Below are 25,749 nucleotides of genomic sequence, written 5' to 3' on the forward strand. Positions count from 1 at the left end.
GAGTTTGTTGTCCGATCATCTTGAAATGGCCCATCCCACGGGGCCGGACAATCTCTTCGGGGGCAACCGTTCACTCCTTCATGCACAGAGGTTTGGAGGTCGCCGTAGCCGGTGGTGAGACGTCATAGTGAAGCGGGAAGGTAAGTCGGCTATGGGACCAATATGCGACATCAGCCGTCCGTCAGTCGTGCCTGCTAGAGAGTTAGCGTCACCGTGTTCCGGCTTGTTCGGCTGGCCGAGGTCTTTGAGCGCGTATCGCAAAGTGTCGAGGCTCGAAATAACGCCGTGGGGACCCTGATCAATGATCCAGACGTCTTGCATCCCATCGGCCGCCATCTGTTCGCCCCGCGCAAGCGCGTCTTGCGGTGTCGCGGCCTGATAGACTTGCGGTCAACAGGCCGAATGCTCAATTTTCCATGAACTGAGCAAGTCCGCTATGGTATCACAAGCGGCGGTCGAATGAGCGCGGCCCCGCGGCAGTTCTCCCGGTGTTAGCCGACATCAGGCAAGGTTCAGGGTATTTCGGCTAAGGTTCAGCGGCGGGAAGTTACCTGCTGCCTCACCTTAGTGGAGCTCGATGCCATCGAACCAAACCAGAGGGAGCCGCCACTAACGACCACAGCTTGGAGGTATTCGAAGTGAAGTGGCTCAAGTATTACGCGGTCGGCTTCATTGTTACGACCTTCGCGATCACGGGAATGCAAAGCTACAATCGGCCCGGCGCAGATCAACGTATCGCTGGCACCATAGTAATGGCAGCGGTTTGGCCGATAGCGGCCGCAATAGTGCTCGGAGGCTCGATCGGGGAAGTTGCGAGTGACGGTTGGGACGCAGAAATATCTGCCGCGCGGCTCGAAAAACAAAATGCGGCTTCCCGCCATTAGCATGCGGGGGCGGGAGGCCCCGCCCAACATGATGGTGCCCGGGTGGGTTGAGTACGCGTCGGCGCGCAGGTCATGCCTCAACGAGAACCGCGACGACACGTCATCTCCTCTCACTGCGCTTTGACGTCATCCCTAAAGCGGCGTGCCAGCGCCATCAGCACCACGAAGGTCGCAACCCACACCATTCGAGCGCCGTAACGGTCGTGCGGGCCCGAGATCACGCCGCAGATGAAGGCGTTGCCGAGCAGGGCCAGCGTGACGGTCGCGGCCAGCAGCGTCAGATCGTCGAGCCGGCGGTTCGCGAGCGCATGCGCGAGCAGCGCGACCAGCGCCAGCATCGAGGCCAGCGCGACGGGTACGTGCAGCCAGTTGACGTCGTCGAAATTGACGGCCCAATGCTGCTGACGCGCCGCGCGCATCGGCGCGACCTGTGCGGGGATGTAGCGCTCGATGATGCCATAGGTGTGTGGGATCCAGCCATTGGTGCCTTCGCCGGTGGCCACATGCAGCAATTGCCGGCCCATGGCTTTCAAGGCTGCGCCGGCCTGCCATGCCGGATAGTCGGCGAGGGAATGCGCGACGATATAGCTCATCTCGTCGTTCATGCCTTCGAAGCGGCCGAGCGTGTTGAACATGCTCTTGCCCCACAGGAACTCGTCGGCGCTGGCCGGCAGTTCATTGCGGTACGGACACAGCTTGAATTTCTCGCGCGGACAGTGATCGCCGAGATAACGCGCGACGATGCCGTCCTGCATCATGCGGCCGAAGGCGACGCCGTAGCCGCCGGGCGTCCAGTCCCATTTGCCCGACAGCGCATGGTTGGCAGTCACCAGCATCAGCCCGCCCGCGACGATGGTCAGGCTCGCTTGGACCAAGCCGGCGACCGGGAGCCGGCGCCCCAGCAGCGGCCGTGCCATCCAGCCGGCGACGCAGAGTCCGAGCAGCACGCCGAGCGTGGCGCTGTGGGTCGCGGCGGCAAAGGCGGTGAAGACGAACAGCGAGATTTTTTCGAGCGCCGAGGTCCGCTGTCCACCGACGACCAGCAGGAACAGCGACAGCACCCCCAATCCTGCAAAGATGTCGGTGAGCAGCATGCTGGCGAGCCAGGGCAGCGCGGTCGACAGAATCAGGAGCAGGCTGATTGCGACGAAGCGGAACGTCCGCATCAGGCCGAGCACGCGGAGCGTGAGTTGCAACAGCCATAGCGTCGCCAGCGACTGGACCGCGAGGTTGGTCCAGAAACCAAAACTCTCGCCATAATGCAGATAGAGGCCGAACACGGTGGAGCGGCTCGGGACGAGATAGCCCTCGTACCAGCGCGCCAGATAGCCGCCGGTATCCCATTGCAACAGCGGATAGCCGTTCCAGAGCGCCGGCGCGATCATCAGGAGCGGCAGGGCCATCGCGGCCAGCCGCAGCCAGAATGAGCCAGCGGCGCCCGCGCGCAATTGATCGGTGGTGATGCTCAAATCCGCTCCGTCCTCCCTCGGACCATGCCCGCAATGACCGTTGAGGCGGAATTCACCAATAGTTTGACGCCCTCCGGCTTGAATTTGGCAAAACCCTGACCATTTTGAGCCGACCTTGCCGCTTGGGGTCGTCAGAAGAAACTGTTGCGATTCAACGCGTTGGCATGCTTTGGCGGGGCAACGCACTGTTCACTCTCAGGCAAGCCCGTCGGGACTTTGTCGCCTAGACTGTGTTATAGAGCCAGCAAAACGAGCCAATTCGAAAGAGCAGTTCTCATGGCAGTGCATCAGGTCAATCCGGGAGGAAAGCTCGCAACGCTTGATCCGATCTGGGATCGGATCCGCGGCGAAGCGGAGGACATCGTCCACCGCGAGCCCGAGCTTGCGACCTTCATCTATTCGACGGTGCTGCATCACAGCCGCCTGGAAGATGCGGTGATACATCGTGTCGCCGACCGGCTCGATCACTCTGCGCTGTCGGGCGATCTCGTACGCCAGACTTTTGACGAGGCGCTGCGCGAAGACCCGGATCTCGGCAACGCGTTTCGCGCCGATCTCGTCGCCGTCTACGATCGCGACCCCGCCACCTCGCGCTTCATCGACCCCTTGCTCTACTTCAAGGGCTTTCACGCCATCCAGACCCATCGCCTCGCGCATTGGCTGTGGCTGAAGGGCCGCAAGGATTTCGCGTATTATCTCCAGAGCCGCGCGTCTGCGGTGTTCCAGACCGACATCAATCCCGCCGCGCGCATCGGCCGCGGCATTTTCCTCGACCACGCCACCGGCTTCGTCTGCGGTGAGACGGCGGTGATCGAGGACGACGTCTCGATCCTGCACGGCGTCACGCTCGGCGGCACCGGCAAGGAGAACGAGGATCGCCATCCGAAAATCCGCCACGGCGTCCTGATCGGCGCCGGCGCAAAGATCCTCGGCAACATCGAGATCGGCCATTGCGCGCGCATCGCGGCGGGCTCGGTGGTGGTCAAGCCCGTGCCGCACAACGTCACGGTCGCGGGCGTACCCGCCAAGATCGTCGGCGAAGCCGGATGTGCCGAGCCGTCGCGCACCATGGATCAGATGATCAACGCGATGGGACTCTAGGCTCGCGAGCTAAGGGCCGGATTCTTCGGCCCTTTTCGTCCCTAAATTCTTTGGCAATTCATGCTGGCGGTTCGGTGCGTCTCGTCCTAAAACCCGCCGACCAATTTTGATCGGAGACTTGCCGTGGACGTCAAAGAAGTCAGAAAGCTCGACGCGTATTTGAAGCGCGTGTTCGGCAATCCCAAGATTCGCGTCGTGCCGCGGCCGAAGAAGGACGATTCCGCCGAGGTCTATATCGGCGAAGAGTTCATTGGTGTGCTCTTCGTCGACGACGAGGACGACGATCGCTCGTTCCAGTTTCAGATGGCGATCCTCGAGGACGATCTCGTCGATCAGGAATAGTCTTCGACGCCAACGCCAGCGAGGCTCCTGCCTTTTGCTCACGCTGTGCCGAGTCCGAAGGGGCGCGCATCGAAGATCGAGGCGCGCTCTTTCGACATCATGACTGCGAACGGCACGTCACTGCCGAGCAGTGATCGAAGATGGCACCGCTTGAAGCTCTCTGACGAATTCGGCGACCGCTGGATTGCGCCTCTCACCGGTACGGAATGCGACGAATCTCGTCGCGGTTTAGACGAGCGCGGTACAGTTCGCGTAAGGCGGCGGCCCGACCGTTGCGGTTCTCAATTTCAGTTGTGCCCGGAACTGTGCGAGGACTTGTGTCGTTCCGGCGTAGGTCGGATCGGTGCTGACTTCGCCGTTCAGCGATCGGTAGAAGATCGAGGCGTCGGTTGTCGCAAAAACGGCGGTGGCATCGTTTTGCGCACCTCGCCAAACCGGATCAGGCACGGGGATCGTGAACATCGATGGATCGATGACCATGGTTTGCGTGCCCCCGCCCATTTGCACTTGCAGCGTCGGTGCGACGTGCCAGCCCCAGTCCTGGGCGCAGTTGGGTTTGTTCCGCGTCTGAACGTGCAGCCGCCCATAGATCCACCTCTTGTTCGGCCGGACGCCGCGGGCAATCATGAGCCTGCTCATCTCGTGCGCTCGTGCCCAGCAACCATCATCGGGATACAGGAACGGGATGCAGGTCGTCGTGATCGCTAGCGGATTGCACGACTGGCCGCTGACGAGCGCGAACAGCTCCGTTGCCTGCTGCAGGCTGATTGTGGTCGCCGGCGCGGTCAGTTTTGAGTCGGCCAGTCCGCCCTTGGCGAGGCTACGACTGGCTGACGGAACGAAAGGGCTTGAGGGCCTCACGTCGACGATGTTGTGATCGTCGTCTTCGGCGACGGCGACCGAGCTTCTGCCCGCCAGCGCCTGGTTCAACACCGCGGCGAATTGACCGAATTTCGGATGACTGCGCCGAAGGAAATGTCTCGCGTGCGAGATCATGAGGCTGACATCGAGATCACCTGAAGGCAGCGCCGCTATGCCGGTAACGTTGACGACGATCGGCAAAAGCACCCGGTTTACGACGCGCGACGATGGATCCAGCTCGACATAAACGGGATGACCACCCGTGCGGAGATCTTGAAGAAGGTCGATCAGCGCCGGCGTCTTCGCGTCAACGGGATTCAGAAGCGCGGTGGAACCGCCGTCAAACTGCACCTCGTGGTGAGCGGGCGAGGTTTGTGCCGCCGATCGACCCCCCGCTTGTTGGCGGATCTGAGCAACCGTATCGACGATGACGATGGGATCTGGCACGACGGAGTACTCGCTTTGCTTTTGCCGAATGGGCGAGAGGCGCCCTAGGGCCTGAAGTTGATCTTGCACCACCCATCGAGAACCGGTTCGTCAGTCTCCAGTTGATTGCTGACAATCACCGTGTAGGTCCCGGCCTGCCGGAAAATGGGGACCTTCCGCGTGTCGTTGCCTTTCGACGGGTAACCTTGTGCATCGCCGACCTTGATCGAGAGGTCGGTCATGCGCCTGAAGATGTCCCAGGGGATCGAAGGTTGTGCCGGCGAACTCGGATCTGGTTGCGGGAACACCATGTAGAAGCGCTCCCTCGTCGGGCTCTCGATCGCGAGATAGCCGCCATGCTCAGGCGCTATGCTCATATGGATCGTATCACCGGACCTCACGCGGAGCGGTTCGCACTGCATGCCTTGCTGGTCGATCGGCGGGGCGCGGGCGGGCAAATCCTGGTCGGCGGCCCATGCGTTCGTTGAGGCCGCAATGACAAGCGCAATCGCGAGAGAGAGCCCGGTTCGAGTGTTTGGCATTCTGCTGGCCGTCATAGTTCAATGACCCGGAAATTGAAGATGAATGTGGTCGTCCTCAGGAAGCATCTCGCCATGCTCTTGATTGACGACGATATCACGCAGTACCTGCTGGTCGGCCGTCGTCATTGCGCCCAATCTGGTCCGAATATCAACGCCGCCATCCTGCATGTGCCGCGAGATGAAGGCGCCGCCATCTACCTGGGTCTGGATAACACCGGTCATCTCCTGCACGATCTGCTGATTGGAGTGACCGGCATTCCTGCCGGCATCATAGGCCCGCCTGATCTGGTTGAACGCGTGCTGATTGCTGTAGTGGGGGCCCGGCGCGTTTCGGCTGAACCGGTCGAACATCGCTCTCGCCTGCTCGGCGGGACCACGCGTGCCGCTCGTCACGAATAACATTCGTCCAGTGCGCGCCGTGTACGCAGTACCGATCCGGTTCATTCGCGCGGTCATCGTGTTGGACATGCGCACACCAGGAGCCTGGTTGAACGAATTGTGCGGCGTTGGCGCCGGACCGGGCGTGGGCGCTGGGCCGGGCGTCGGGACCGGCGCTGGCCCTGGATGCGGTTGCGGCTGTGGTTGCGGCTGTGGTTGGGGCTGCGGCTGTGGTTGGGGCTGCGGCTGCGGCTGCGGCTGCGGCTGCGGCTGCGGTTGAGGTTGAGGTTGAGGTTGAGGTTGAGGTTGAGGTTGAGGTCCAGGCTGCGGAGCAGGTGCCGGATCACGCACGAGGAGAGGCGGTCCGCCCGGTTGCGGTTCGAAGTGCCAACCGTCCCTTATCGAGACCATGATCTTGTCCCCCCACTCGGCGGGATGGCAGGCGGCGCCCCCACTGCAGTCGAGCGGGTCTTCATTGGGGTTTGGTTGAGGCTGAGGCTGAGGCTGAGGCTGAGGCTGAGGCTGAGGCTGAGGCTGAGGCTGAGGCTGAGGCTGAGGCTGGGGCTGCGGTTGAGGCTGGGGCTGCGGTTGTGGCTGCGGAACTGGTGCAGGCTGCGGAGCGGGCGCGGGTTGCGGTGCGGGTTGGGGCGCGGGAGCCGGTTGTGGTTGCGGTGCCGGTTGCGGCCCTTGGCCGCCTCCTTGACCTTGACCGCCCCCTTGGTCCTGCGCGAGCTGCCAACCCGCGGGTCCTCGCAGTGCTCCGTCGGCAACCGTCCTCTCGGCTCTACTTAGGCCGATGGTGCTCACCGAAAGTGCGACGAGAAACGAGATCGGCGCTCCAGCGCCAATGCCGCGAAATCGATTTGGCATGCTGCAATCTTCGCGAAAGAAAAAAACATTGGTTCAAAACGACGCGCGACAAGCTAGACAACTCTTGGATTGATGGCAATAGCCATGTATAGTCGAGCGTGTGGCGCGGTCCCGTCGTGGCCACGCCGCTCGTCTCACGGCAAAATCCCGACCCTTGGCGATGCTCGCGACGCGACCTCGTCCTGCACTCCGCAGCTCGGGAGTTTCTTAAAGCCGGTATCCACGAAATCCGAATGCGCCGAGGGACGCTCCTGCGTGACGCAGGCGGCCGCCGCAACGGCGATGATGCCAATTTGTCCTGGTGCGTCAAGTGTGTTTTCGGAAGATACGTAATTCGGTGTTCCCGCCCAGCATGCCCATCGGAGCGGGCGGAGAGGCCCGTGCTCAGCCGCGCGGCCCGCGCAGCTGCGCGGTCAGCTTCTCCATCGCGTCGGCGGCGTCGCGCCATTGCGACAGCCAGCTGCGCGGAAAGCGGAAGGTGAGGTCGGCGCCGCCGACGCGGCGTTCGGCAAGGCACATGCCCGGGGTTACCGCATCGCGCGTGCAGCGCGCGGTCAGCGCGGGGCTTGCAGCGGAATAGAAGTCCTCGCTGCCGTAGGGCGTATCAGCGCGGAACATCCGCATCGTCAGCCCGTCCGCTGGACTGGCTGCGGCTTGGTCGAAATAGCGCGGATAGATCGTGGCGGTGCGCTGTTCGGGCGAGAGTGCATCGTGATGCGCCGCGATCGACAGGAAGATGCGGTCGATCGGCTGCATCGCCGCATCCACGCTATCGGCGGTGACGCGCTTCGGCGCGCCGGGGGGTTCCAGCGAAGGATACAGGAAGTCGAGATCGATCCGCTCCTGCGGCCCGGAGTGGCGCTGGATCTTCATGCGGATCGCGGTCACAGGCAGGTTGAACAGCGTGCCGCCGACGCTCACCGGCAGCTTGTCCGGGGCGTTGGCGCCGCTCGGGCCCCAGGTCGGCCACAACAGATAGGCGACGAGCGCGACCGCGCCCAACGCGGCAGTGCCGCCGAGCACGATCGGGACGACATATGCCCGGGTGCGCGTCCGGGGAGACTGAGGGGAGATTGCCGAAAACACCGTCATGAGCCGCGCGAATGAAACCGGAAGTCGGCCGATGGCCGACGAATCAGCGGCGAATATGCCACGCGGTGGCGATTTCGCGGAGCGTTCGCCGGCTGCGGGAAAGGGCGAGGGGCCTGCGTGGGATGGCCGGCGGCGTTAACCTTCCCTTAAGGATAATGTAGCGTTAACCGGCACTATTTGTCACGAGAAGGCTCCGGCGTTGCGTAAGGGCGGACCGTTCCGATGACACCTGAGGCTCTCAATACTTTCTTCTCGATCTGCATCGGTTTCGCGCTCGCGGGCGCGCTCGTGAGCGGATACCAGGCGGTCGCACAGCGGCCCGCCGGCTTCGGTCTGTTGCAGGACGGCGTGGCACCGAAGACCTTCGCTGCGGTTCCCTTCCTGGTGTTCGCGGCGCCCTTCATCATCATGCGCAACACCCTGCGCGGCATGCGGGTGGAAAGCCGCCGCGTGGAATTCGTGATGATGGCGACCGTCATCGCCGGCTTCTGGAGCATGATGAGCGGCACCTTCTTCCTGATGACGCTGCGTGCGACTGGTGTCCTGAGCTGACGGTTTGCGTTGCAGGGCTGCCCGACAGCCCTTTGCCACGTCGCTCCCGTTTCGCTATGTCAGTCCTCGCGTGACAGGAGACCCTCATGGCGATCTACGAGCTCGACGGGCAGGCGCCCGACCTTCCCGCCGACGGCAATTACTTCATTGCGGAGACTGCCACCGTGATCGGCCGCGTGCGCCTGAAGCCGGGTGCGAGCGTCTGGTTCGGCGCGGTTCTGCGCGGCGACAATGAGTGGATCGAGATCGGCGAGGGCGCCAACGTCCAGGACGGCTCGACCTGCCACACCGACCTCGGCTTTCCGCTTCACATCGGCAGCAACTGCACGGTCGGTCACAACGTCATCCTGCACGGCTGCACCATCGAGGAGGGCGCGCTCGTCGGCATGGGCTCGATCGTGATGAACGGCGCCAGGATCGGCCGCAACAGCATCGTCGGCGCAGGTTCCGTCATCACCGAGGGCAAGCAGTTCCCCGAACGCTCCCTGATCATTGGCTCGCCGGCGCGCGCGATCCGCACCCTCGACGACGCCCAGGTGCAGAAGATGGGCAGCGCGGCGAGGTTCTATGTGGCCAACGGCCCGCGCTTCAAGACGGGCCTGAAGCGGATCGGCTGAGGCAGGCGCCGCCGCGTCGGCCCTGGGCCGAACCGTAAAAATACCAGCCGGTAATTTAATCCTCCGCTAGCGTAATCACGTTTATCGTGGCGCGTTTTCAACCAGGGGGAGCGGCGCGATGGACGCTGCGGCGCTGGGATCCGGCCTCACCGCCGGAACCAACTTATTGAAGAAATTTGTCCGCCTCGCACGCGGCGCCGACACGCTCAGCGTTGCGGAGAAGGTCTACAGCATCGCGGGCTTTCTCGCCATCGTCACCACCTTCCTGCTCGTGATGTCGATCCAGTCGGTCCGCCTGCAGACGACCTATCGCCACATGCACGCCTCCTCGGCGGAGGCCGCGATCAATGTCGGCCGCATCAACGCGCTGATCTATGCCATCGTGATGGAATCGCGCGGCATCTACATGTCCAGCGATCGCGGCGCGGTGAAGCCGTTCGCCGACGGGCTAGTGCGTCGCAACCGCGAGCTCGCCGACGCCGTGAAGCGCATGGAGCGGACCGTCGGCGACGATGATGCCGTACTATTCACCAGCTTCCGGCAGCGCATCGCGCAGTTCATCGAGTTCCGACAGGAGCTGGTGCGGCGCGGCGTGGAGATTAGTCCCGCGGCCGCGCGCGAATGGGGCAACAATGATGCCAACCGGACGCTGCGCAGCAAGCTCAACGGCGACCTCGAGACGCTCGAACGCATCTACGGGCAGCGGGCCAGCGATGCCGACGCTCTCGCGAACGAGAACCGCTACGCCGCGGCCTATCTTTTCGTGCTCGGGCTCGCCGCGCTCTTCCTCGCAGGCTTGAATGTCGTCGTGATGCGGAGCTCGGTGGTCGGCGCGCTGGCCGAAATCACGCAGGCGACCGATCGCATTGCCACCGGCGACGTCAAGAGCGAGGTGCCGCATCTCGGCCGTCACGACGAGATCGGGCACCTTGCCCGCGCCGTGCAGAACTTCCGCGACGCGGTGGCGCGGATCTTCGAGCTCGAAGAGCTCGAGCTCGGCACCGCGCAGGCGCGCGACGCGGCGAGGACCGAGCGCGACAAGTTCAACGACAAGTACCAGGCCAAGAAGTGGCAGATGTCGGCCGCGATCAACAGCATGCCGCAGGGCCTGATCATGCTCGACGGCAAGGCTAACGTTGTCGCGATGAACGGCAATTATCGGCAGATCTACAATCTGCCCGAGACGATCCAGGCGGGATCGACGCTAGAGGAAATTCTACAGCATCGGGTCACGAGCGGCTTGTTCAGTGGCGACGTCGCGAAATTTCTTGCGGCGATTGTCGACCGTATCGCCAAGCGCGAGCCGGCGGTCCAGGAGCTCACCTTGAACGACGGCCGTGTCATCAGAATTTACGAACGTCCGATGGACGGCGGCGGCTGGGTGTCGGTGCAGGAAGACGTCACCGAACAGCGTCAGCGCGAGCGCATTCTCGAGCGGATGGAGCGCTTCCTCGCCACCATCATCGAGAATGTGGCGGAAGGCATCATCGCCAAGGATGCGCGCAATTTGCGCTACGTCTTCGTCAACAAGGCGGCCGAGAAGATGATCGGCATGTCGCGCGGCGAGATCATCGGCAAGACCGCGCGGGAATTGTTCTCCGCAGAGTCCGCCGAATTGATCGAGCGGCGCGACAGGCAGCTTCTGGCGCAGAAGCAGCAGCTCGAGCCGATCGTCGATACCATCGGCAATCCCGCGCGCGGGCGCCGCGTGATCTCCGCCCGCCGTGTCCAGATCGGCGGCGCGGGCGAAGAGTCCCACATGTTCGTGACCATGGTCGAGGATCGGACCGAGAAGATCGTGGCGGCCGCGTAGTCGTCGGCGCGCGCCATCCCAAGCGGCGCGTCAGCTTCCCTCGGATTCGCGCGCTTCCATTGCACTGGCGACCTTCTCGTGGCCGGCGGCCCACAAGGCATGCTCGTTGCTGCCGTCCTGGTACGGATTGCCCTCGGCCGGAATGTTCTCGCGCGCGGCACGTTCGCCCTCTGCAAAGGGATCGCGATCGGTCATCGTGATGTCGCCTGTCTGGTTGCCTCGTCGAACGCGATCAGTCTGCGCATGATCGTGCCCGCCTTCCCGCTTTCAAGCTGATGCGATGGCATTTGTTCCGGAACCGGTCTTCGCCGCAGCCGTTGACCGGCGAAGGAGAATTTCCGATGGCCAGATCGCCCACAACCCGTCCAATCAAGACCCTCATCGTGATCTTTGCCCTTGCGGCGATGCCGGCCGTATCGTTCGCGCAAGCGACCGGCGGCGCAACCGGCTCCGGCGGATCGACCGGCTCGGCTGGTGTCGCAAACTCTTCCACTTCGTCACCCGGCACTAACAGCCTGGGTACGGCGCAATCATCTGGCGGGTCGCCCGGGGTCACCACCGGCACCGGCGCAGGTGGGTCAGCTGATGCCACCGTCAACGCCGAGAACCGGTTGCTCGACAAGAAGCTCAAGAGCATCTGCCGCGGTTGCTGATGCTCGCGCGGAAGTGAGGCAGCGTGACTGTCCCGAATGCCCTGGGGACGTTAGCTTGGTCCTGCTTTGAAGCGTGGAGCGTGTCCACGCGGAGGATCGAGTGATGTTACGCAAGATGATGATGGCGGCGCTGGCCGTCGCGGTCGTCGCGCTGTCGGCGCCGCAGGCAGCCCGGGCGGCAGGCGGTTTCGGCCATGGCGGCGGCTGGGGCCACGGCGGTGGATGGGGTCACGGTGGTGGCGGCTGGGGCCATGGCGGCCACTGGCATGGCGGCGGCTTTTGGCCTGGCGTCGCGCTCGGGGCGGGCATCGCCGGCGCCGGATACTACGGCGGCTATTACGGCTACGGCCAACCGTATTACGGCAATCCTTATTACTATGGTACCGGCTACGACGATGGCGGGTATGGCGGATGCTACGTCGTCCGGAAGCGCGTCATGACGCCGTCGGGCTGGCGTTTCCGCAGTGTGGATGTCTGCGAGTAGGCCCGGCAGGACCCATAAAAAACAAGGTCGTTGACGCAGTATACCGTCAACGACCTTGCCAGCCCCGGACATTGAAATCGGCTCACGCCATCCGGTGACGGCAAGCATCGCTCGGAATCATACGGGCGAATGTGATCCAGTTCACAAGTCGAAGAATTTAAAGTCGCGTCGCGGGCTGCTCAGCCGCGCGAGCGCTTGCGCACGCTGGCGTGGACGCTGTGCCGTGCCGGTTTCCTGCGGGTAACCGAGGGTGTCTCCGCCTCGGTCGCCCGGGCGCTGGCAAAGGACTGCCGCAGGCCGTCGATGGACTCGTTCAGCGTTGCGACCTGGTCGGACAGGCGCTTGGTGTCGGCCTGCTGAAATGCGAGCAACCGCTTCACGCTCTGGAGTTGATCCTGCACGACCTGGAGCTGGTCGATTGATTCCTGCTGGGTTGCCTCCAGCCCCTTGGTCTTCTCGACCAGCTGCTCCGAGGCTTGTGCGGTGCGGGTCTGGAGCTGCCGCGACGCCACCACCCGGTCAGTCTCGGGGGCTGCGCCGGTATAGGCGCGCCAGATCGCGATCGAGGTTACGCCGGCAATCAGCAGGAGGAGGGCTGCGGCGGTCAGCGCGATAGGCTGGGCGCCGAGACGAAGAAGGGGGTTGGACGGTGCGTCCTCTGCGAGATCGATCATCGCTGACAAAACCCAAATTGAAACTTGGTGAGTGGCGAAGGCCGGCAACCCTGAAGCCGCCGGGGCGTCCCGAAAGCGTTACGTTTCGACAAGGAATGGGACCAAAAAGAGGCTAAGAGCAAAAAAACCAGCAATCAGCGGGCTTTGAGGCCTCCGAGGCCCATCAGGCGCAGCGATCAGGGCTGAAACTGCGAAAACGGCCCGGAATAGGTCTTCGATCGCGGTGCCGCGTAGGGGCCGAGTCGGGACGTCTTCAGTCCCAGCCGCACCAGTGATTCCGCCAATGTCACCGCGGCGGCGACGCCGTCGATCACGGGCAGGCCATGCGTGGCGGCGAGCTCGGCGGCAAGATCGGCCATGCCGGCGCAGCCGAGCACGATGGCCTCCGCGCGGTCGTCGCGGATCGAGGTCACGATCTCGGCGGAGATTTTTGCGAGAGCCGCGGTGTTGCGCTCTTCGAGCGCGAGCACCGGCACCTCGGCGGCGCGAACGCGGGCGCAGCGTTCGGCAAGGCCGTATTTCCGCAAATTATGTTCGATCGGCACGATGGAGACACCGAGCGTCGTCACCACGGCGAAGCGCGCCGCGATCAGGCTCGCGATGTGGAAGCCGGCCTCGCCAATGCCGATCACCGGCGCCGTCGCGATCGCGCGTGCGGCGTCGAGGCCGGTGTCGTCGAAGCAGGCGATGATGTGCGCGTCCGCGCCGTCGCGGTCGGCCTCGCGGATGCAGCCGAGCATGCCGGGCACCGCGAAGGCCTCGTCGTAAAATCCCTCGATCGAGACCGGGCCCATCGCCGGCTGGCGTGCGTCGATCACCGTGCCGGGCAGGCCGATCGCGCGCGCGGCAGCGGCGATCTTCGCCGTCATGGTCACAGTGGTGTTGGGATTGACGACGTGAAGCCGCATTGCTTCAGACAAGTCCTTTGCCGGCGTCCGAGCCCCTGGCCGCCTGCCGCTTGTTCAACACGTGGATGGTGCCGAGCGCAAGGCTGATCACCGTGAACGAGACGGCCGAGATCACGGTGCCGAGCGCGTAGATGTCGGGGTTCGTCACGGTCGTGGTGAGGCCCTGTAGATCGAGCGGCAGGGTATTCACCGCCCCGATCGCCTGGCTGGAGCGCGCGAGTTCGTCCCACGACAGCGTGAAGCCGAACAGTCCGATCCCGATCACGGAGGGCAGGATGATCGGCAGCACGACATGGCGGAAGGCCTGCCACGGCGTCGCACCGAGATCGCGCGCGGCTTCCTCGAGCCTGGGATCAAAGCGGTTGAAGATCGCGAACATGATGAGCAGGCCGAACGGCAGCGTCCAGGTCAGATGCGCGCCGAGCCCGGAGGTGAGCAGGCCCATCGAGGTCTCGAAATTCTCGTTCCAATGCGCCTTGATCAGGTCGTCGATGATGCGGAATTCGAGCGAGATGCCGAGCGAGGTGATGATCGAGGGGACGATCAGGCTCGCGATTGCCGAGTAGAACAGGATGCTCTGCGCCTTGAACTTGCGGCGGAAGGCCATGCCGGCGGCGACCGACAGCACGACGGTGACAATCATCACGATGGTGCCAAGCAGCAGCGAGCGGCGGAAGGCCGCGCCGAGATCGACGATGCCGGTGCCCTGGAACAGCTTTGCAATCCAGAAGGTCGATACGCCATTCATCGGGAAGGTGAGACCGCCCGACGGACCCTGGAACGACAGGACGTAGATCGCGATCATCGGGCCGTAGAGAAACAGAACATAGGCCGCGAAGAAGATCGCGAGCACGTAGAATGAGCGCGGTCGTCCTTCCTTCATGCTCTAGAGCTCCTTCTTGATGTCGACGATGCGCGACATCATGGAGATGATCAGGAACGTGATGACGAGCAGGATCACGGCATTCGCGGCCGCGGCCGGGAACTGCAGCGCGTTCACCCGCGTCTCGATGATCTTGCCGGCGGCGGCGATCTGCTGGCCGCCCATCACGCCGATGGTGATGAAGTCGCCCATCACGATGGTGATGACGAAGATCGAGCCGATCACGATGCCGGGCTTGGCAAGCGGGATGATGACGTTGACCAGCGTCTGGAAGCCGGTGGCGCCGGCGTCATAGGCGGCCTCGATCAGCGATTTGTCGATGCGCACCATCGAATTGAAGATCGGCACCACCATGAAGAAGGTAAAGAGGTGCACCAGCGCCAGCACCACGGAGAATTCGGAGAACAGCAGCCATTCCAACGGGTGGTTGATCAATCCGCTCTTGACCAGTCCGGAGTTCACCAGGCCGTTGCGTCCGAGCAGCGGGATCCAGGCGATCATGCGGATGACGTTGGAGGTCCAGAACGGGATCGTGCAGAGCAGTGACAGACCCACCTGCCAGGTCTTCGACTTGACGTGGAAGGCGAGGAAGTAGGCGACCCAGAAGCCGATGAAGAGCGTGATCGCCCAGACCAGGAAGCAGAGCTTCAGGGTCATCACATAGGTTCGGCCGATCGTGCAGAGCTCGGGAAGCTGCGCGATGCAGCCTTCGAACGTGTCGGTGTAGCCGCGGCCCGAGAACGTCGGAAGCAGTTGGTATTCGTTGTAGTCCCAGAAGGAGACGATGACGACGAAGACAAGCGGGATCAGGAAGAAGGAGAGGAACACCAGCATCATCGGCCCGGCCTGAAGCCAGGAGATGAAGGACGGCGACAGGCGGGCCGCTTTGGTGCGGCGCGCCGTGTCGGGTCCCCGGACGAGGTCCGGGGATGCCTGTTGCAGGATGTCCTCCGAGGTGTCCATCAGATTACGCCGCGATGAACTCGTTCCACTTGCGGACCATGTAGTCGTTCTCGTCCATCACGGCGTTCCAGCACGCGACGCCGCCCATGCGGTCCTCGTAGGAGCCGCCGTCGCGCACCGCGCCGGCCTTCTCCAGCAGCGAGCCGTCGGGCGCCTTGATGTCCTTCTCGGCCGCCTTGCCTTCCATCCAGTACGCCCACTCGTAAGGCTCCATATGCGCCTTCGCGGTGGAGAGCACGGCGGAATAGTAGCCCTGCCGGTTGAGGTAGGCGCCGGCATAGCCAGACAGGAACCAGTTGACGAACTCGTAGGCCCAGTCGAGCTTGGCACCGGAGACGCCCTTGGACATGCAGAAGCCCGAAGCCCAGGAACGGTAGCCTTCCTTGAGCGGCTGGAACGTGCAGGCGATGCCCATCGAGCGCACTTTCGTCACCGCTGGCGACCACATCGACTGGATCACGGTTTCGCCTGAGGCCATCAGGTTGACGCTCTCGTTGAAATCCTTCCAGAACGCGCGGAACTGGCCGGCCTTCTTGGCTTCGATCATCACCTTCATGGTGAGATCGATCTCTTCCTTGGTCATGTTGCCCTTGTCGGCATATTTGTACTTGCCGGTGGCTTCGACGACCATCGCGGCATCCATGATGCCGATCGAGGGAATGTTGAGGATCGAGGCCTTGCCCTTGAATTCGGGATTGAGCAGCTCGGCCCAGGACCCGATCGGGCGCTTGATCAGGTCGGGGCGGATGCCGAGCGTGTCGGCGTTGTAGACGGTCGGAATCAGCGTGACGAACTCGGTCGCGGTCTTGGAGAAGGTCTTGGAGTCCTTGCCTTCGAGATAGAGCACCTTCCAGGGCGCGGTGCCCTGGTTGCCGATCTTCTTGCCGCCGGGCGTCTCGCCCTTGGTGAAGACCGGCGTGATGTTGCCGAATTCCTTGATCTTCCTGGCATCGAGGGCAAGGATGTTGCCGGACGGGACCAGCTTCTTCAGCGAGAAATATTCGGTGTCCAGCACGTCGAAGGAGTTCGGCTGGGTCATCACGCGCTTGGTGACGTCGTCGGTCGTCGCGGTGATGTATTCGATCTTGATGCCGGTGTCCTTCAGGCACTGCTTCGAGATATCGTCGCCCTCGTTCACGGCGGTGCCGAGATAGCGCAGCACCTTCGGCTCGGCCGACATCACATAGGGAAAGCCGGTGATGGCGCCGGAGCCGGCGGCGAGGCCGGCGAGCCCGGCGGTGCCCTTGAGCAGCGTGCGGCGGCTAAAACCCTTCTTCCTGGTGGTCTCGGTCATATCAGTCACTCCTCTGTTGCGCATTCCGGTGATTGATCGGCGCTATTGCAGGCGTTGCACCTTGGCGGGATCCCAGGTGACCAGCGCGCGATCGCCCGGACGCAATGGCCGGGCGTCGAACACGGTCTCGGGAACATGGGCGAACAGGGCGGTGCCATCGTCCAGCGTGAGCGAGACGGCGACATAGGAGCCCTGGTACTCGGTCTGGGTCAGCAGCGCCGGTGCGCCGAACGCGCCGTCAACGAACGGCATGATGCCGAGCTGATCAGCGCGCACGGCGATGAGTTTTCCGGCGTCGCTGAGGACGTTGTGGCCGCCGATGAAACGCGCCACGAATTCGGTGCTGGGATGGTGGAAGATGTCGCGGGCCGAGCCCTGCTGCTCGATCTTGCCCTGGTTCATCACCACGATGTGGTCGGCGAGCGCCATCGCTTCCTCCTGGCCGTGGGTGACCTGGATGAAGCTGATGCCGAGCTCGCGCTGCAGCCGCTTCAGCTCGCCGCGCATCCTGACCCGCAGGAACGGATCGAGCGCGGACAGCGGCTCATCGAGCAACAGGATCTGCGGCTCGGTGATCAGCGCCCGGGCAAGCGCGACGCGCTGCTGCTGGCCGCCGGAGAGCTGCGCGGGAAGCCGGCCCGCATAGGGGCTCATGGCGACCAGCTCGAGCAACTCGCCAGCGCGCTTGTGCCTGATAGCGCGGTCGATGCCGCGCATTTTCAGCGCAAACGCCACGTTGTCGAGCACGGTCAGATGCGGAAACAGCGCGTAGGATTGGAACATCATCGCCGTGCCGCGCTTCGCGGGCTCGAGGTCGGTGACGTTCTGCGGACCGAGGATGATGTCGCCCTCGCTGACCGCCTCGTGGCCCGCGATCATGCGCAAAGTCGAGGTTTTGCCGCAGCCGGAGGGGCCGAGCAGGCAGCAATAGGTCCCGGCCGGGATCTTCAGATTGACGGTGTCGACCGCCAGCGTCGTGTCATAGCGCTTGGTGACGGCGACCAGTTCGAGAGTGGCGGGAGTGGCCATGGCGTGTCCGAGGGAGGGGCGATGCTGCCGATCTCTCCGCAAGGTCCGTGCCAACCGCCCTTGAATCGTCCTTGGCCGGATGAATTCCAGAACTGTCCAGCAGAGTCAGGTCGTTAGATCGAATCCGAGGCCCTTGGGCGTTGCGGCGCCGGCCTTTCTCTCTGCACACAAAACAGGCGCAGATTGTATAAAGTTTCGCCTGTGATTGGATACAGCTCGTCGACTAACATTCCAAGCCGAACGTTTGCCGATCGAGCCCTCAAACCCAACCTTCGAACTGATGGCCGCCAAGTCCCGCCCGAAATCCGACGCGCCAGATGCGAGCGATCGTGTCAGCCGCATCCGGGAAGGCGTGACCGCGGCGATCCTCGAGCATCGCCTGCTGCCGGGCACGAAGCTCGGCGAGGACGAGATCGGCGAGATCTATGGCGCCAGCCGCACGCTGGTCCGCACCGCGCTGCAGCAGCTCGCGCATGAGGGCATCGTCGACATCGAGAAGAACCGCGGCGCCTTCGTCGCACGCCCGACGCCGGCAGATGCGCGCGAAGTGTTCGAGGCGCGCCGCCTGATCGAGCCCACCATCGTCGATCACGCGATCGATGCGGTGTCGCCGGCCTGGATCGATCGCCTGCAGCGCCATCTTGCCGAGGAACGCGAGGCGGAGCTGCGCGGCGACGCGCGTGCCTCGGTCCGCCTCTCCGGCGACTTTCATCGCCTCGTCGCCGAGATGAGTGGCCACAGCATCTATCTCGGCTTCCTCAAGGAGCTGATCGCGCGCTCCTCGCTCATCATCCTGCTCTACCGCCGGCACGACACGCCGGCCTGCGGCACCGATCATCATGCCGGCATCGTCGCCGCGATCCGCAAGCGCGACAGTGGGACCGCGCGCGCGCAGATGCTGTCGCATCTGAACGAGATCGAGGCCGAGCTGTTCTTGAAAGATCCAGCCGCCGACGAGCTGCGGCTCGCGGATGTGCTTGGGCTCTGAGCTCAACCAGGCGTCCGCACCCGGATGGGCGCGGTCGGAACTATTGCGGCTCCAATCCGAGCGACTTGATCGACTCGAGCCAGACCGGCCCTTCCTTTTCGTAGAGCGCAATCGATGATGCGCGATCCATTGCCGGCTGGTCGACTCCGAAGGCTTCGAGCAGCTTCTGCACACGCTCCGTCTTGCCGCCTTCGACCATCAGCTTGGCGAGCAGTTCGACCCGGTCCACTGGTGTCGCCGCCGGTGCCACCAGCGTGGTGAAGCTGGTGAGCTGGAAGACATTCCCGGTGACCCCTTGCTCGACAAACGTCTTGGTTTCGGGAAGTTTCTTCATGCGCACCGGTGTCGGCACGGCAATCGGGCGGCCGATGCCGGTATCGAGCACCGGAAGCGCGGCCTGATAGCTGCCGACCGCCGCCTGGATGACTCCGGCTGCAAGATCCTGCCACATCGGCGCTTCGCCGCGGTAATGCACGATGGAAATGTCGAGGCCGAATTGCCGGTTGAGCTCGGCGATCGCGATGTGCGCGAACGAGCCGATACCGTACGAGCCCGCCGTGACCTTGTTGCCGCGCGCATAGGCGACGAACTCTTCGATCGTCTTGGCATTGGTGGCGGAATGGACCACCAACGGCAGATGCCCCGAAGGCGTCACCGCGACAATCGTGAAATCCTTGTCCGGATCATAGGCCAGTGATTTCAGCAGCAGCCGGTTACCGAGCAGGGTGGACGAGATCGTGTACATCAGCGTGTAACCGTCCGCCGGGGAATCCTTCACCGACTGCGCCGCCAGCGCACCGCTGGCGCCGGTTTTGTTTTCGACAATGACCGGCTGGCCGAGCTTCTGCGAGATGAAGTCGCCATAGGCGCGCGCGAAGGCATCGGTGATGCCGCCCGCCGGCGTGGAGACGACGATCCTGATGGCCCGGGTCGGCCAGGCTTCGGCCCAGGCCGTTTCAGCCGTGGCCACCGTCAGGCATGCAATCGCGGCAAATAGAATTCTCGCGGATGTCCGCACTTCGGCTTCCCCCTTTACCTTGTTTCATTGGGCAGCCGGGAGCCACCGGAATGAGATGTCACACGAGCAAGCGAGAAGCGTCAAGAAATCAAAATATCGTTTCACTGTGTGAAATGGTCACGTCTGACCGGCAGAGGAGTGGCAGGCCCAGCAAGCTTGGCGCTGAGCGCCTCGGCAAGTGCGGCGGCGACTTTCTTCATCGGAGGCACGAAGCGGCGTGCGCCGTCCTCAATGCTGACCGCTTCGCGAAGCATCATCACGTTCATGCTGGCGAACAGGCGATTCCGCAAAACGACGGGGACGCCGATCGCCCAGACCGCGCCGCCGAAGACGTGGCGGCTGTAGCTCTCGTCCATGACCGCGAACCCGGCGCTGCGGATCGTGCGCAGCACTTTGGCGAGCCTGCCGGGATTGCGCGCCAGATCGTTCCAGGGCTCGGGACCGAGGGCAAGGCGGGCGGCGATGCGCTCCTGCTCGGCGGGCTCGCAGAAGGCCAGATAGGCGCGTCCCATCGAGGTGCCGAGAACGGGAAAGCGAAACCCGGGCGGCCGGCTGAACAGCAGCGAGCCGTCCACCCGCGTCGTGTGGGCGATGACCATGGACTCCTGATCGAGCACCGCGATGTCCGACGGCCAGTGAATCTGTTTGCGGAATTTGTTGAGGATGGGCTCGGCGATGCCGCCGATCCAGGTCGGCTCGTCATAGCCCGCGCTGAGCAGCAGCGTCCGCCCTGTCGGTGCGTAGCTGGCCGGCTCGGTACGCCGCACCACATAACCTTCATGCTCCAGTGTCTCGAGCATGCGGACGATCGTTGCCTTGTCCAGCCCCGTCGCCTTGTGCAGCGAGCCGACGGTCGACTGCCGTTCCTGGTTGATCACCCGCAGGACTTCGAGACCCCTCGACAACGCGATGACGGGGCGGAACGACGCCATGGCAGCTCCTTGTGACGGCCTGCGCTACCCATTGAAGCAACGGCGGGATCAGTCAACAGCGCTGCTCGAACCGGATTGTGACAAGCCTCGCCGGATCTTGCGCGCGGTTCCTCGTGTGTGGACGATGTGCGCAACGGCTTAACGTCACTGTTCATCGCGGGCGGCAACGGCTATATGGTGCAGCTCTGTCATCGAACTGTCATGTTACCACAAAATGCTGAGATCAGACGCAATTCCGGCTCGCAAGACTGCGAGCGCGCCGGATGGGAATCCCGTCCTGAAGGACAACAAGAGAACGCAGATCGCCGCCGGTTTCCTCAGGCAGCATGACCCGGCCGTATCAGGCGCGGAACCTGCGATCGTCGAGGGCGCTGTGATCGCCCAGACGTCTTCGCAAGATACGACGCCTGAACCGGCGCCAGCTCAGTCGAATGCCGCCGCGCGTTCCGCCGGTGAAGTCGAGCTCAAGCTTCTCGTCGATGCCGATCGCATGGCGCATTTCAACGCTGCGCCGGTCATCGCGGCGAACGCGCGCAGCAAGGGCGCGCGCAAACATCTCAAGTCCGTCTATTATGACACGCCGGAACGGACGCTGCGGCGCAACGGCTTGAGCCTGCGCGTTCGTCAGAGCGGCGCGCGCTTCGTGCAGACGGTGAAGACCGAGGCCGCGGATGATCCGCTGCGCCGCGGCGAGTGGGAGGCGAGCGTGCCGTCGCTCGCGCCCGATCTGGCTCTCGCGATGCCCTTCATTCCGGAGAAGCTTCGCGAGCACCTTGAAGCGCGGCCGCTCGAAGTGGTGTTCACCGCCGACATTCATCGTCATGCGCGGATGGTTGACCTGCCGTCCGGCACGGTCGAAATCGCCTTCGACCAGGGCGTCGTCACGGCCGGCGACCGGACGATGCCGGTCAGCGAGATCGAGCTGGAACTGAAGAGCGGCAGCGCGAGCACGATCTACGAGATCGCGCTGCGGCTTGCCGAGCACGGGGCAGTGAAGCCGTCGATCCGCACCAAATCGGCGCGCGGCTTCGATCTTGCCGCCGACAAGCCGCCCGCGGCGCGACGTCCGCGAAAACTTCGCCTCGATGCGTCGGTGACGCTCGACGAGGCTTTTGCGACCATCCTGCGATCCTGCTTCCTCCATCTGCTGCAGTCGCTGCCGGCGGCCGAGGACGGCCGCAATCCGGAAGGCGTGCATCAGCTGCGCGTTTCGCTGCGCCGGCTGCGATCGGCGCTCGATCTGATGCGATCGGTCGGCGCTCTCAGCAATCTCGACGCGTTGCGGTCGGAAGCAAGATGGCTGGCGCAAGACCTCTCCGCCGCGCGCGACTGGGACGTGTTCCAGCTCGAGACCTTGCCGACGATCGCAAAGGCCTGTCCGTCGGTCTCAGGCTTCGATGCGCTGAGCCGGGCTGCGGCCGGGCAACAGTCTGAAGCCTACCGCAAGGCGCATCGCGCGCTCGCCGATCGCCGCTGCGCCGTGTTCCTGATCGGCCTCGGCGGCTGGATCGAGACGCGGGGCTGGCGCAACGACGTCGCCGTGGAAGACCTCGGCCAGCTCGCCGAGCCGGCCGTCAACTTCGCGCAGCGCGTTTTGTCGGAGCAATATGCGAAGGTGCTCAAGCGGGGCCGCCGCTTCAAGTCGCTTCCCGCAGAAGAGCTGCACCGGGTGCGGCTCGCGACCAAGCGGCTGCGCTATCTCAGCGAGTTCCTGCTGCCGCTGTTCGCCGACCGCAAAACCGCGCGGAAATTCTCGCGCCGGCTCGCCGGCTTGCAGGAGCAGCTTGGCGCCTTCAACGACATGGCGGTGACCGCATCACTGCTCGACGGGATCGGCGCCGAACCCGACAGCGCGATTGCGGCCGCGGCCATCGCCGGCTGGCAGGCGCGCGCATCGGTCGGCGTGCAGCCCGCCTTGCAGGGCACATGGCGCGATTTCACCGCCGCGCGTGTGCCCTGGTCGCGGCTGACTCAGCAGGATTGAACGAAGCGCCACCCCCAAAAAAGTTGCGGCCAGCCATTGGGGGATGGCTGGCCGCGCGCGAACCGGTCTGGGACGGGGAGGGGTGGGGATGTGACCGGGTCGCGTATCTCTTTCCGTGGTGACTACTGATCTCTGGCGCTGGCGGTGGAAATCGCCGGCTTGGTATCGCCCAGCGAGACCCAGACATTGGGATCGCTCTGCGACTGGCGCTTGACGAAGCGGTAGCCGGTCTCCGTCCAGGCAACGACGTTCTCGTTCTGATTGTCGAGAACGAATTCGCCCTTGTCGGTCTTCACCGTCAGCACCGCGTGTCCTTCGCCCTTCTTGTCGCGCACGACGGTGATCAGCAGGGCCTCGCGCGGCCATCCGGCATCGATCAGCATCTTGCGCTTCAACAGCACGTAGTCTTCACAGTCGCCGTAACCGTCCGACGGCAGCGACCACTTCTCGATCACGCCCCAGTGCTCCTGGTCGGTCAAAGGCTTGACGGTCTCGTTGACCCAGCGATTGACCTTGACGAGGTCGCGCCATGCGGCCTGCGACATCACGATGTCGCGCGGCTGCGTCGGCCCGCCCTGGCACTGGGCGGAATTATCCGCACAGAACTCGACCCAGCCGATCGGCGCACGCGTGGTGTCGCCGAGGCTTGCGTACAGCAGACGGCCTTCGCCCGCCTGCGCTGCCGCGCTGATCCCGAAGAGCATGGCGGCCAGCGCCATTCCCTTCCCCTGTCCCCTGAACTCAAACATTGCGGCCCCCGTTTCTTGTTGGGACCACATTGCGCAGTGAGCTTTTGAGTTGCCGCTAAGTCAACCAAGTCAAGTCGAGACGAATACAAGTAAAAGGAGCGGCGAATTCGATCTATACTTGAATCAAGTTCGAATAAAATTCGATATGACTGCAATTGATTCAAATTTTAGGAGTTAACGCGGAAACGCTGGCGGAACCGTCGTTTGCGTACGCCGGCAGCCCTCGCGTTAACCCGCCCGACGCTCGTCGCGACGCGCGAAAAAGGCGGCGTCCGCATCGCGGAGGCCGCCTTCAGGGCTGGAAAAACAGTGGTTTTGACGCTGTCGCGCTTTACCGCGCGGTAACGCTCTCTTCGAGTGTCTCGATCGGCTGCGAATGCATGAACTCGAGCGCGAAGCCGTCCTCGAGGTTTCGGACCACGCGGCCCTGGACACGGCCGAGCAGAACCGTCGATTTCAGTGGTGGCCGGTTCTCCGCGGCAATCGCTGCGCCCGACAGCGACAGGTCGATGATGCGGCAGGTCATCTTGGTGCCGTCCTCGAGCGTCAGCACCGCGATCGGGTTGCGCGGTACGATACGGTCGTGGCGGCGGTCTTCCGGCAAATTGAGGATGTCGCGGTTGGCGAGCCAGGTCAGCTGTGCCGCGAGCTTGTCGCGCTTGCGCGGCGTCGCACCCACCGTCATGGCGAAGCCATTGTCGATGATGCGGGTGATCTTGCCCTCGACGCGGCCGATATGGTCGAGATAGGCGACCACGCGATCGCCGACATTGCCGATGCCGGGGGCCAGAAGCGCCAGCCCGCCCGGCGACATGTTGATCACCTGGCAGGGGAATTCACGGCGGTCCGGCAGCATGTAGCGGCCGAGCAGGTGAACCTTCACCCGCTGGAAACGCCGACGCTCCTCGGCGGCCGGAAGAAATTTTTTGTGCGCCAACGCCATTTTCACAACCCGACCCCCCGCCTGGCGGAGTCCGGGACGACCCTAAGGTGCACAGGGTTAATGCCGCGTTAGGATTGGGCACGTCGATGACGGACAGACACAATGCGCTCGAAAAGCCACATCAAGGGCGGGCAGGCCAGCACCGTCAGCGCACCGAGGTCGAGCGCGACCGCGGCGGTGCCTGCCGATTTGGCGAGCCGGCCCGCCACCGCCGGCCCCAGCATCATCGCGGCATAGAAGAGCGTGTAGAACACGCCCATCCCGATCGCCCTCGTTTCCGGCACGAGCACGCGGGCAGCCAGGCTCATGATCGGGCCGGCGGGGACGCCGCCGATCAGGCCGCCCAGGATGAGGATCGGGATCACGGCATCGGACCGGGTCAGCCAGGCCAACAGCCCAGCCACCACGAGGCTGGCAGCGATCGCCAAGAGGAATGGCCGCTTGAAACGATCGGCGAGATAGCCGCCGGCCGGCACCGAGATCACCGACAGCCACATCACGAGGCTGATCGCCGATCCTGCTGCCGCAATGCTCCAGCCGCGCTCGGCGAGCAGAGATGGGCCGAACGAGAAGATCATGGCGAAGCCAATATTATAGAGACCCCAGATCATGCCCGCGACGATCACCGCCAGCAGCGCGAGAGGGTCGAGCTGGCCCGGGCTGGCCGCGCTGGCCGTCGTCGCCGGCGGCGGCTGGTAGAACGCGATCAGCACAATGCCGACCGCGGTCAGCGCGCCGCTCGCCAGGAACACGGCGCCCGCGCCATAGGCGGTGCCGAGCGCCGGCAGCACCAGTAGCGAGATCGCAACGCCGGCCGGCCAGGAGTTGACGAAGATCGCCATCGCGGTTGCGATCTCCTTGCCGGCAAACCAGTCGGTGCCCATCTTGGTGAGCTGCACCGTCAGCAGCACGCCGCCGGCGCCGGAGGCGAGCCGGCCCGCCATCTGCCAGCCCCAGATGTCGGTGGTGGCCATGAGCAGGCTGCCGGCCGTCATCAGCAGCAACGCGGCGATGGTTGTCGGCTTGTCGCCGAGGGTGCGGCCGATCGCGCCGCCCGGCAGCGCCAGCACGATGCCGGGTGTGAAATAGAGCCCGATCAGGATGCCGATATCGGCGAGCCCGACGCCAAAGGTCTGTTGCAGCAGCGGCGCCACCGCGGCCACGCTCTGGAACTGGAACGCGATGGTGAGGCGAACGACAAATAGGATCGCAAGAATGCCCCAGCGATTGCGCACCGCCTCATCTCCCCAAGCCCCTGTATCGCAAGCCCTGTATCGCAAGCACTTGCATCGAAGGTGCG

Annotated in this window: 26 protein-coding genes; 9 read left to right on the top strand and 17 right to left on the bottom strand. The window is 63.9% G+C overall.

All coding sequences use genetic code 11. The features are described from left to right. Window positions 1–994: 994 nt before the first annotated feature. The gene (locus IVB31_RS21765; protein WP_247327061.1) at window positions 995–2,353 is read right to left on the bottom strand and encodes a hypothetical protein; all 1,359 of its coding nucleotides are present in this window, start codon (window positions 2,351–2,353) and stop codon (window positions 995–997) included. 276 nt (window positions 2,354–2,629) lie between these two features. Between IVB31_RS21765 and cysE the strand changes: the two genes are divergently transcribed. Both cysE and IVB31_RS21775 read left to right on the top strand, forming a co-directional pair. After that, on the top strand, window positions 2,630–3,454 hold the full coding sequence (gene cysE / locus IVB31_RS21770) for a serine O-acetyltransferase (protein WP_247327064.1): 825 nt from the start codon (window positions 2,630–2,632) through the stop codon (window positions 3,452–3,454). A 123-nt stretch (window positions 3,455–3,577) separates the two neighbouring features. Next, window positions 3,578–3,796 (top strand): DUF3126 family protein, encoded by a 219-nt coding sequence (locus tag IVB31_RS21775; RefSeq protein WP_007602550.1) that lies wholly within the window; start codon window positions 3,578–3,580, stop codon window positions 3,794–3,796. Between the two features lie 228 nt (window positions 3,797–4,024). On the opposite strand, the gene IVB31_RS21780 is transcribed toward IVB31_RS21775, so the two are convergent. The 4 genes from IVB31_RS21780 to IVB31_RS21795 all read right to left on the bottom strand — a co-directional run bounded on the left by IVB31_RS21780 (window position 4,025) and on the right by IVB31_RS21795 (window position 7,965). After that, the gene (locus IVB31_RS21780) at window positions 4,025–5,104 is read right to left on the bottom strand and encodes a protein-glutamine glutaminase family protein (RefSeq protein ID WP_247327066.1); all 1,080 of its coding nucleotides are present in this window, start codon (window positions 5,102–5,104) and stop codon (window positions 4,025–4,027) included. Window positions 5,105–5,148: 44 nt separating this feature from the next. Then, window positions 5,149–5,640 carry a hypothetical protein gene (locus IVB31_RS21785; protein ID WP_247327068.1) on the bottom strand — a complete coding sequence of 164 codons (492 nt, stop codon included), beginning with the start codon at window positions 5,638–5,640 and terminating at the stop codon, window positions 5,149–5,151. Between the two features lie 3 nt (window positions 5,641–5,643). Further along, a complete protein-coding gene (locus IVB31_RS21790) occupies window positions 5,644–6,093 on the bottom strand; it encodes a hypothetical protein (protein WP_247327070.1) in 450 nt (149 codons plus the stop codon). A gap of 1,164 nt (window positions 6,094–7,257) precedes the next feature. Continuing rightward, entirely contained in the window at window positions 7,258–7,965 is a 708-nt protein-coding gene (locus IVB31_RS21795) for a hypothetical protein (RefSeq protein ID WP_247327072.1), read from the bottom strand. Window positions 7,966–8,187: 222 nt separating this feature from the next. Between IVB31_RS21795 and IVB31_RS21800 the strand changes: the two genes are divergently transcribed. From IVB31_RS21800 to IVB31_RS21810, 3 genes are all read left to right on the top strand, one after another. Then, on the top strand, window positions 8,188–8,517 hold the full coding sequence (locus tag IVB31_RS21800) for a hypothetical protein (RefSeq protein WP_247327074.1): 330 nt from the start codon (window positions 8,188–8,190) through the stop codon (window positions 8,515–8,517). An 86-nt stretch (window positions 8,518–8,603) separates the two neighbouring features. Continuing rightward, window positions 8,604–9,134, top strand: a complete 531-nt coding sequence (locus IVB31_RS21805) for a gamma carbonic anhydrase family protein (RefSeq protein ID WP_247327077.1) — start codon at window positions 8,604–8,606, stop codon at window positions 9,132–9,134. Between the two features lie 118 nt (window positions 9,135–9,252). Beyond that, on the top strand, window positions 9,253–10,947 hold the full coding sequence (locus IVB31_RS21810; RefSeq protein WP_247327083.1) for a PAS-domain containing protein: 1,695 nt from the start codon (window positions 9,253–9,255) through the stop codon (window positions 10,945–10,947). 30 nt (window positions 10,948–10,977) lie between these two features. Here IVB31_RS21810 and IVB31_RS21815 read toward each other — a convergent pair whose 3' ends face one another. Next, window positions 10,978–11,142 (bottom strand): hypothetical protein, encoded by a 165-nt coding sequence (locus tag IVB31_RS21815; RefSeq protein ID WP_247327085.1) that lies wholly within the window; start codon window positions 11,140–11,142, stop codon window positions 10,978–10,980. A 146-nt stretch (window positions 11,143–11,288) separates the two neighbouring features. Here IVB31_RS21815 and IVB31_RS21820 point away from each other — a divergent pair, with 146 nt between their 5' ends. Next, on the top strand, window positions 11,289–11,600 hold the full coding sequence (locus tag IVB31_RS21820; RefSeq protein WP_247327087.1) for a hypothetical protein: 312 nt from the start codon (window positions 11,289–11,291) through the stop codon (window positions 11,598–11,600). Window positions 11,601–11,703: 103 nt separating this feature from the next. After that, entirely contained in the window at window positions 11,704–12,084 is a 381-nt protein-coding gene (locus IVB31_RS21825) for a hypothetical protein (RefSeq protein ID WP_247327089.1), read from the top strand. A 179-nt stretch (window positions 12,085–12,263) separates the two neighbouring features. Here the strand turns inward: IVB31_RS21825 and IVB31_RS21830 are convergent, their stop codons facing one another. The 6 genes from IVB31_RS21830 to IVB31_RS21855 form a co-directional block, all read right to left on the bottom strand. Continuing rightward, window positions 12,264–12,758 (bottom strand): hypothetical protein, encoded by a 495-nt coding sequence (locus IVB31_RS21830; protein WP_247327091.1) that lies wholly within the window; start codon window positions 12,756–12,758, stop codon window positions 12,264–12,266. Window positions 12,759–12,934: 176 nt separating this feature from the next. Further along, entirely contained in the window at window positions 12,935–13,666 is a 732-nt protein-coding gene (locus IVB31_RS21835; RefSeq protein ID WP_247327683.1) for an aspartate/glutamate racemase family protein, read from the bottom strand. A gap of 4 nt (window positions 13,667–13,670) precedes the next feature. Next, complete coding sequence (locus tag IVB31_RS21840; protein ID WP_247327093.1) at window positions 13,671–14,549, bottom strand: ABC transporter permease; 879 nt, start codon at window positions 14,547–14,549, stop codon at window positions 13,671–13,673. A 3-nt stretch (window positions 14,550–14,552) separates the two neighbouring features. Further along, a complete protein-coding gene (locus IVB31_RS21845) occupies window positions 14,553–15,512 on the bottom strand; it encodes an ABC transporter permease (RefSeq protein ID WP_247327096.1) in 960 nt (319 codons plus the stop codon). A gap of 4 nt (window positions 15,513–15,516) precedes the next feature. Beyond that, a complete protein-coding gene (locus tag IVB31_RS21850; RefSeq protein WP_247327099.1) occupies window positions 15,517–16,806 on the bottom strand; it encodes a PotD/PotF family extracellular solute-binding protein in 1,290 nt (429 codons plus the stop codon). 42 nt (window positions 16,807–16,848) lie between these two features. Continuing rightward, on the bottom strand, window positions 16,849–17,835 hold the full coding sequence (locus tag IVB31_RS21855) for an ABC transporter ATP-binding protein (RefSeq protein ID WP_247327103.1): 987 nt from the start codon (window positions 17,833–17,835) through the stop codon (window positions 16,849–16,851). A gap of 280 nt (window positions 17,836–18,115) precedes the next feature. Between IVB31_RS21855 and IVB31_RS21860 the strand changes: the two genes are divergently transcribed. Continuing rightward, entirely contained in the window at window positions 18,116–18,823 is a 708-nt protein-coding gene (locus IVB31_RS21860; protein ID WP_247327105.1) for a GntR family transcriptional regulator, read from the top strand. A gap of 40 nt (window positions 18,824–18,863) precedes the next feature. On the opposite strand, the gene IVB31_RS21865 is transcribed toward IVB31_RS21860, so the two are convergent. Continuing rightward, complete coding sequence (locus IVB31_RS21865) at window positions 18,864–19,793, bottom strand: tripartite tricarboxylate transporter substrate binding protein (protein WP_247327117.1); 930 nt, start codon at window positions 19,791–19,793, stop codon at window positions 18,864–18,866. A gap of 149 nt (window positions 19,794–19,942) precedes the next feature. Then, window positions 19,943–20,773, bottom strand: coding sequence for a helix-turn-helix domain-containing protein (locus IVB31_RS21870; RefSeq protein ID WP_247327121.1), 831 nt, complete (start codon window positions 20,771–20,773; stop codon window positions 19,943–19,945). A gap of 214 nt (window positions 20,774–20,987) precedes the next feature. On the opposite strand from IVB31_RS21870, the gene IVB31_RS21875 reads away from it, so the two are divergent. Continuing rightward, window positions 20,988–22,757, top strand: coding sequence for a CYTH and CHAD domain-containing protein (locus IVB31_RS21875; protein WP_247327124.1), 1,770 nt, complete (start codon window positions 20,988–20,990; stop codon window positions 22,755–22,757). A gap of 122 nt (window positions 22,758–22,879) precedes the next feature. Here IVB31_RS21875 and IVB31_RS21880 read toward each other — a convergent pair whose 3' ends face one another. From IVB31_RS21880 to IVB31_RS21890, 3 genes are all read right to left on the bottom strand, one after another. Beyond that, the gene (locus IVB31_RS21880) at window positions 22,880–23,506 is read right to left on the bottom strand and encodes a transglutaminase-like cysteine peptidase (RefSeq protein ID WP_247327127.1); all 627 of its coding nucleotides are present in this window, start codon (window positions 23,504–23,506) and stop codon (window positions 22,880–22,882) included. Between the two features lie 331 nt (window positions 23,507–23,837). After that, entirely contained in the window at window positions 23,838–24,449 is a 612-nt protein-coding gene (locus IVB31_RS21885; protein ID WP_007602573.1) for a PilZ domain-containing protein, read from the bottom strand. Window positions 24,450–24,517: 68 nt separating this feature from the next. Continuing rightward, window positions 24,518–25,684, bottom strand: coding sequence for an MFS transporter (locus IVB31_RS21890; RefSeq protein ID WP_247327129.1), 1,167 nt, complete (start codon window positions 25,682–25,684; stop codon window positions 24,518–24,520). Window positions 25,685–25,749: the final 65 nt, after the last annotated feature.

The sequence above is a fragment of the Bradyrhizobium sp. 21 genome (assembly GCF_023073335.1).
Classification (GTDB): Bacteria; Pseudomonadota; Alphaproteobacteria; order Rhizobiales; family Xanthobacteraceae; genus Bradyrhizobium.

Excerpts from the sequence above, each read along its gene's own strand:
- IVB31_RS21850 (WP_247327099.1), bottom strand. The coding sequence starts at position 16,806 with ATGACCGAGACCACCAGGAAGAAGGGTTTTAGCCGCCGCACGCTGCTC.
- IVB31_RS21835 (WP_247327683.1), bottom strand. The coding sequence starts at position 13,666 with ATGCGGCTTCACGTCGTCAATCCCAACACCACTGTGACCATGACGGCG.
- IVB31_RS21805 (WP_247327077.1), top strand. The coding sequence starts at position 8,604 with ATGGCGATCTACGAGCTCGACGGGCAGGCGCCCGACCTTCCCGCCGAC.
- IVB31_RS21810 (WP_247327083.1), top strand. The coding sequence starts at position 9,253 with ATGGACGCTGCGGCGCTGGGATCCGGCCTCACCGCCGGAACCAACTTA.
- IVB31_RS21855 (WP_247327103.1), bottom strand. The coding sequence starts at position 17,835 with ATGGCCACTCCCGCCACTCTCGAACTGGTCGCCGTCACCAAGCGCTAT.
- IVB31_RS21875 (WP_247327124.1), top strand. The coding sequence starts at position 20,988 with ATGCTGAGATCAGACGCAATTCCGGCTCGCAAGACTGCGAGCGCGCCG.
- IVB31_RS21880 (WP_247327127.1), bottom strand. The coding sequence starts at position 23,506 with ATGTTTGAGTTCAGGGGACAGGGGAAGGGAATGGCGCTGGCCGCCATG.
- IVB31_RS21790 (WP_247327070.1), bottom strand. The coding sequence starts at position 6,093 with ATGTCCAACACGATGACCGCGCGAATGAACCGGATCGGTACTGCGTAC.
- IVB31_RS21885 (WP_007602573.1), bottom strand. The coding sequence starts at position 24,449 with ATGGCGTTGGCGCACAAAAAATTTCTTCCGGCCGCCGAGGAGCGTCGG.
- IVB31_RS21830 (WP_247327091.1), bottom strand. The coding sequence starts at position 12,758 with ATGATCGATCTCGCAGAGGACGCACCGTCCAACCCCCTTCTTCGTCTC.
- IVB31_RS21845 (WP_247327096.1), bottom strand. The coding sequence starts at position 15,512 with ATGGACACCTCGGAGGACATCCTGCAACAGGCATCCCCGGACCTCGTC.
- IVB31_RS21800 (WP_247327074.1), top strand. The coding sequence starts at position 8,188 with ATGACACCTGAGGCTCTCAATACTTTCTTCTCGATCTGCATCGGTTTC.
- IVB31_RS21815 (WP_247327085.1), bottom strand. The coding sequence starts at position 11,142 with ATGACCGATCGCGATCCCTTTGCAGAGGGCGAACGTGCCGCGCGCGAG.
- IVB31_RS21785 (WP_247327068.1), bottom strand. The coding sequence starts at position 5,640 with ATGACGGCCAGCAGAATGCCAAACACTCGAACCGGGCTCTCTCTCGCG.
- IVB31_RS21870 (WP_247327121.1), bottom strand. The coding sequence starts at position 20,773 with ATGGCGTCGTTCCGCCCCGTCATCGCGTTGTCGAGGGGTCTCGAAGTC.
- IVB31_RS21825 (WP_247327089.1), top strand. The coding sequence starts at position 11,704 with ATGTTACGCAAGATGATGATGGCGGCGCTGGCCGTCGCGGTCGTCGCG.
- cysE (WP_247327064.1), top strand. The coding sequence starts at position 2,630 with ATGGCAGTGCATCAGGTCAATCCGGGAGGAAAGCTCGCAACGCTTGAT.
- IVB31_RS21795 (WP_247327072.1), bottom strand. The coding sequence starts at position 7,965 with ATGACGGTGTTTTCGGCAATCTCCCCTCAGTCTCCCCGGACGCGCACC.
- IVB31_RS21820 (WP_247327087.1), top strand. The coding sequence starts at position 11,289 with ATGGCCAGATCGCCCACAACCCGTCCAATCAAGACCCTCATCGTGATC.
- IVB31_RS21840 (WP_247327093.1), bottom strand. The coding sequence starts at position 14,549 with ATGAAGGAAGGACGACCGCGCTCATTCTACGTGCTCGCGATCTTCTTC.
- IVB31_RS21860 (WP_247327105.1), top strand. The coding sequence starts at position 18,116 with ATGGCCGCCAAGTCCCGCCCGAAATCCGACGCGCCAGATGCGAGCGAT.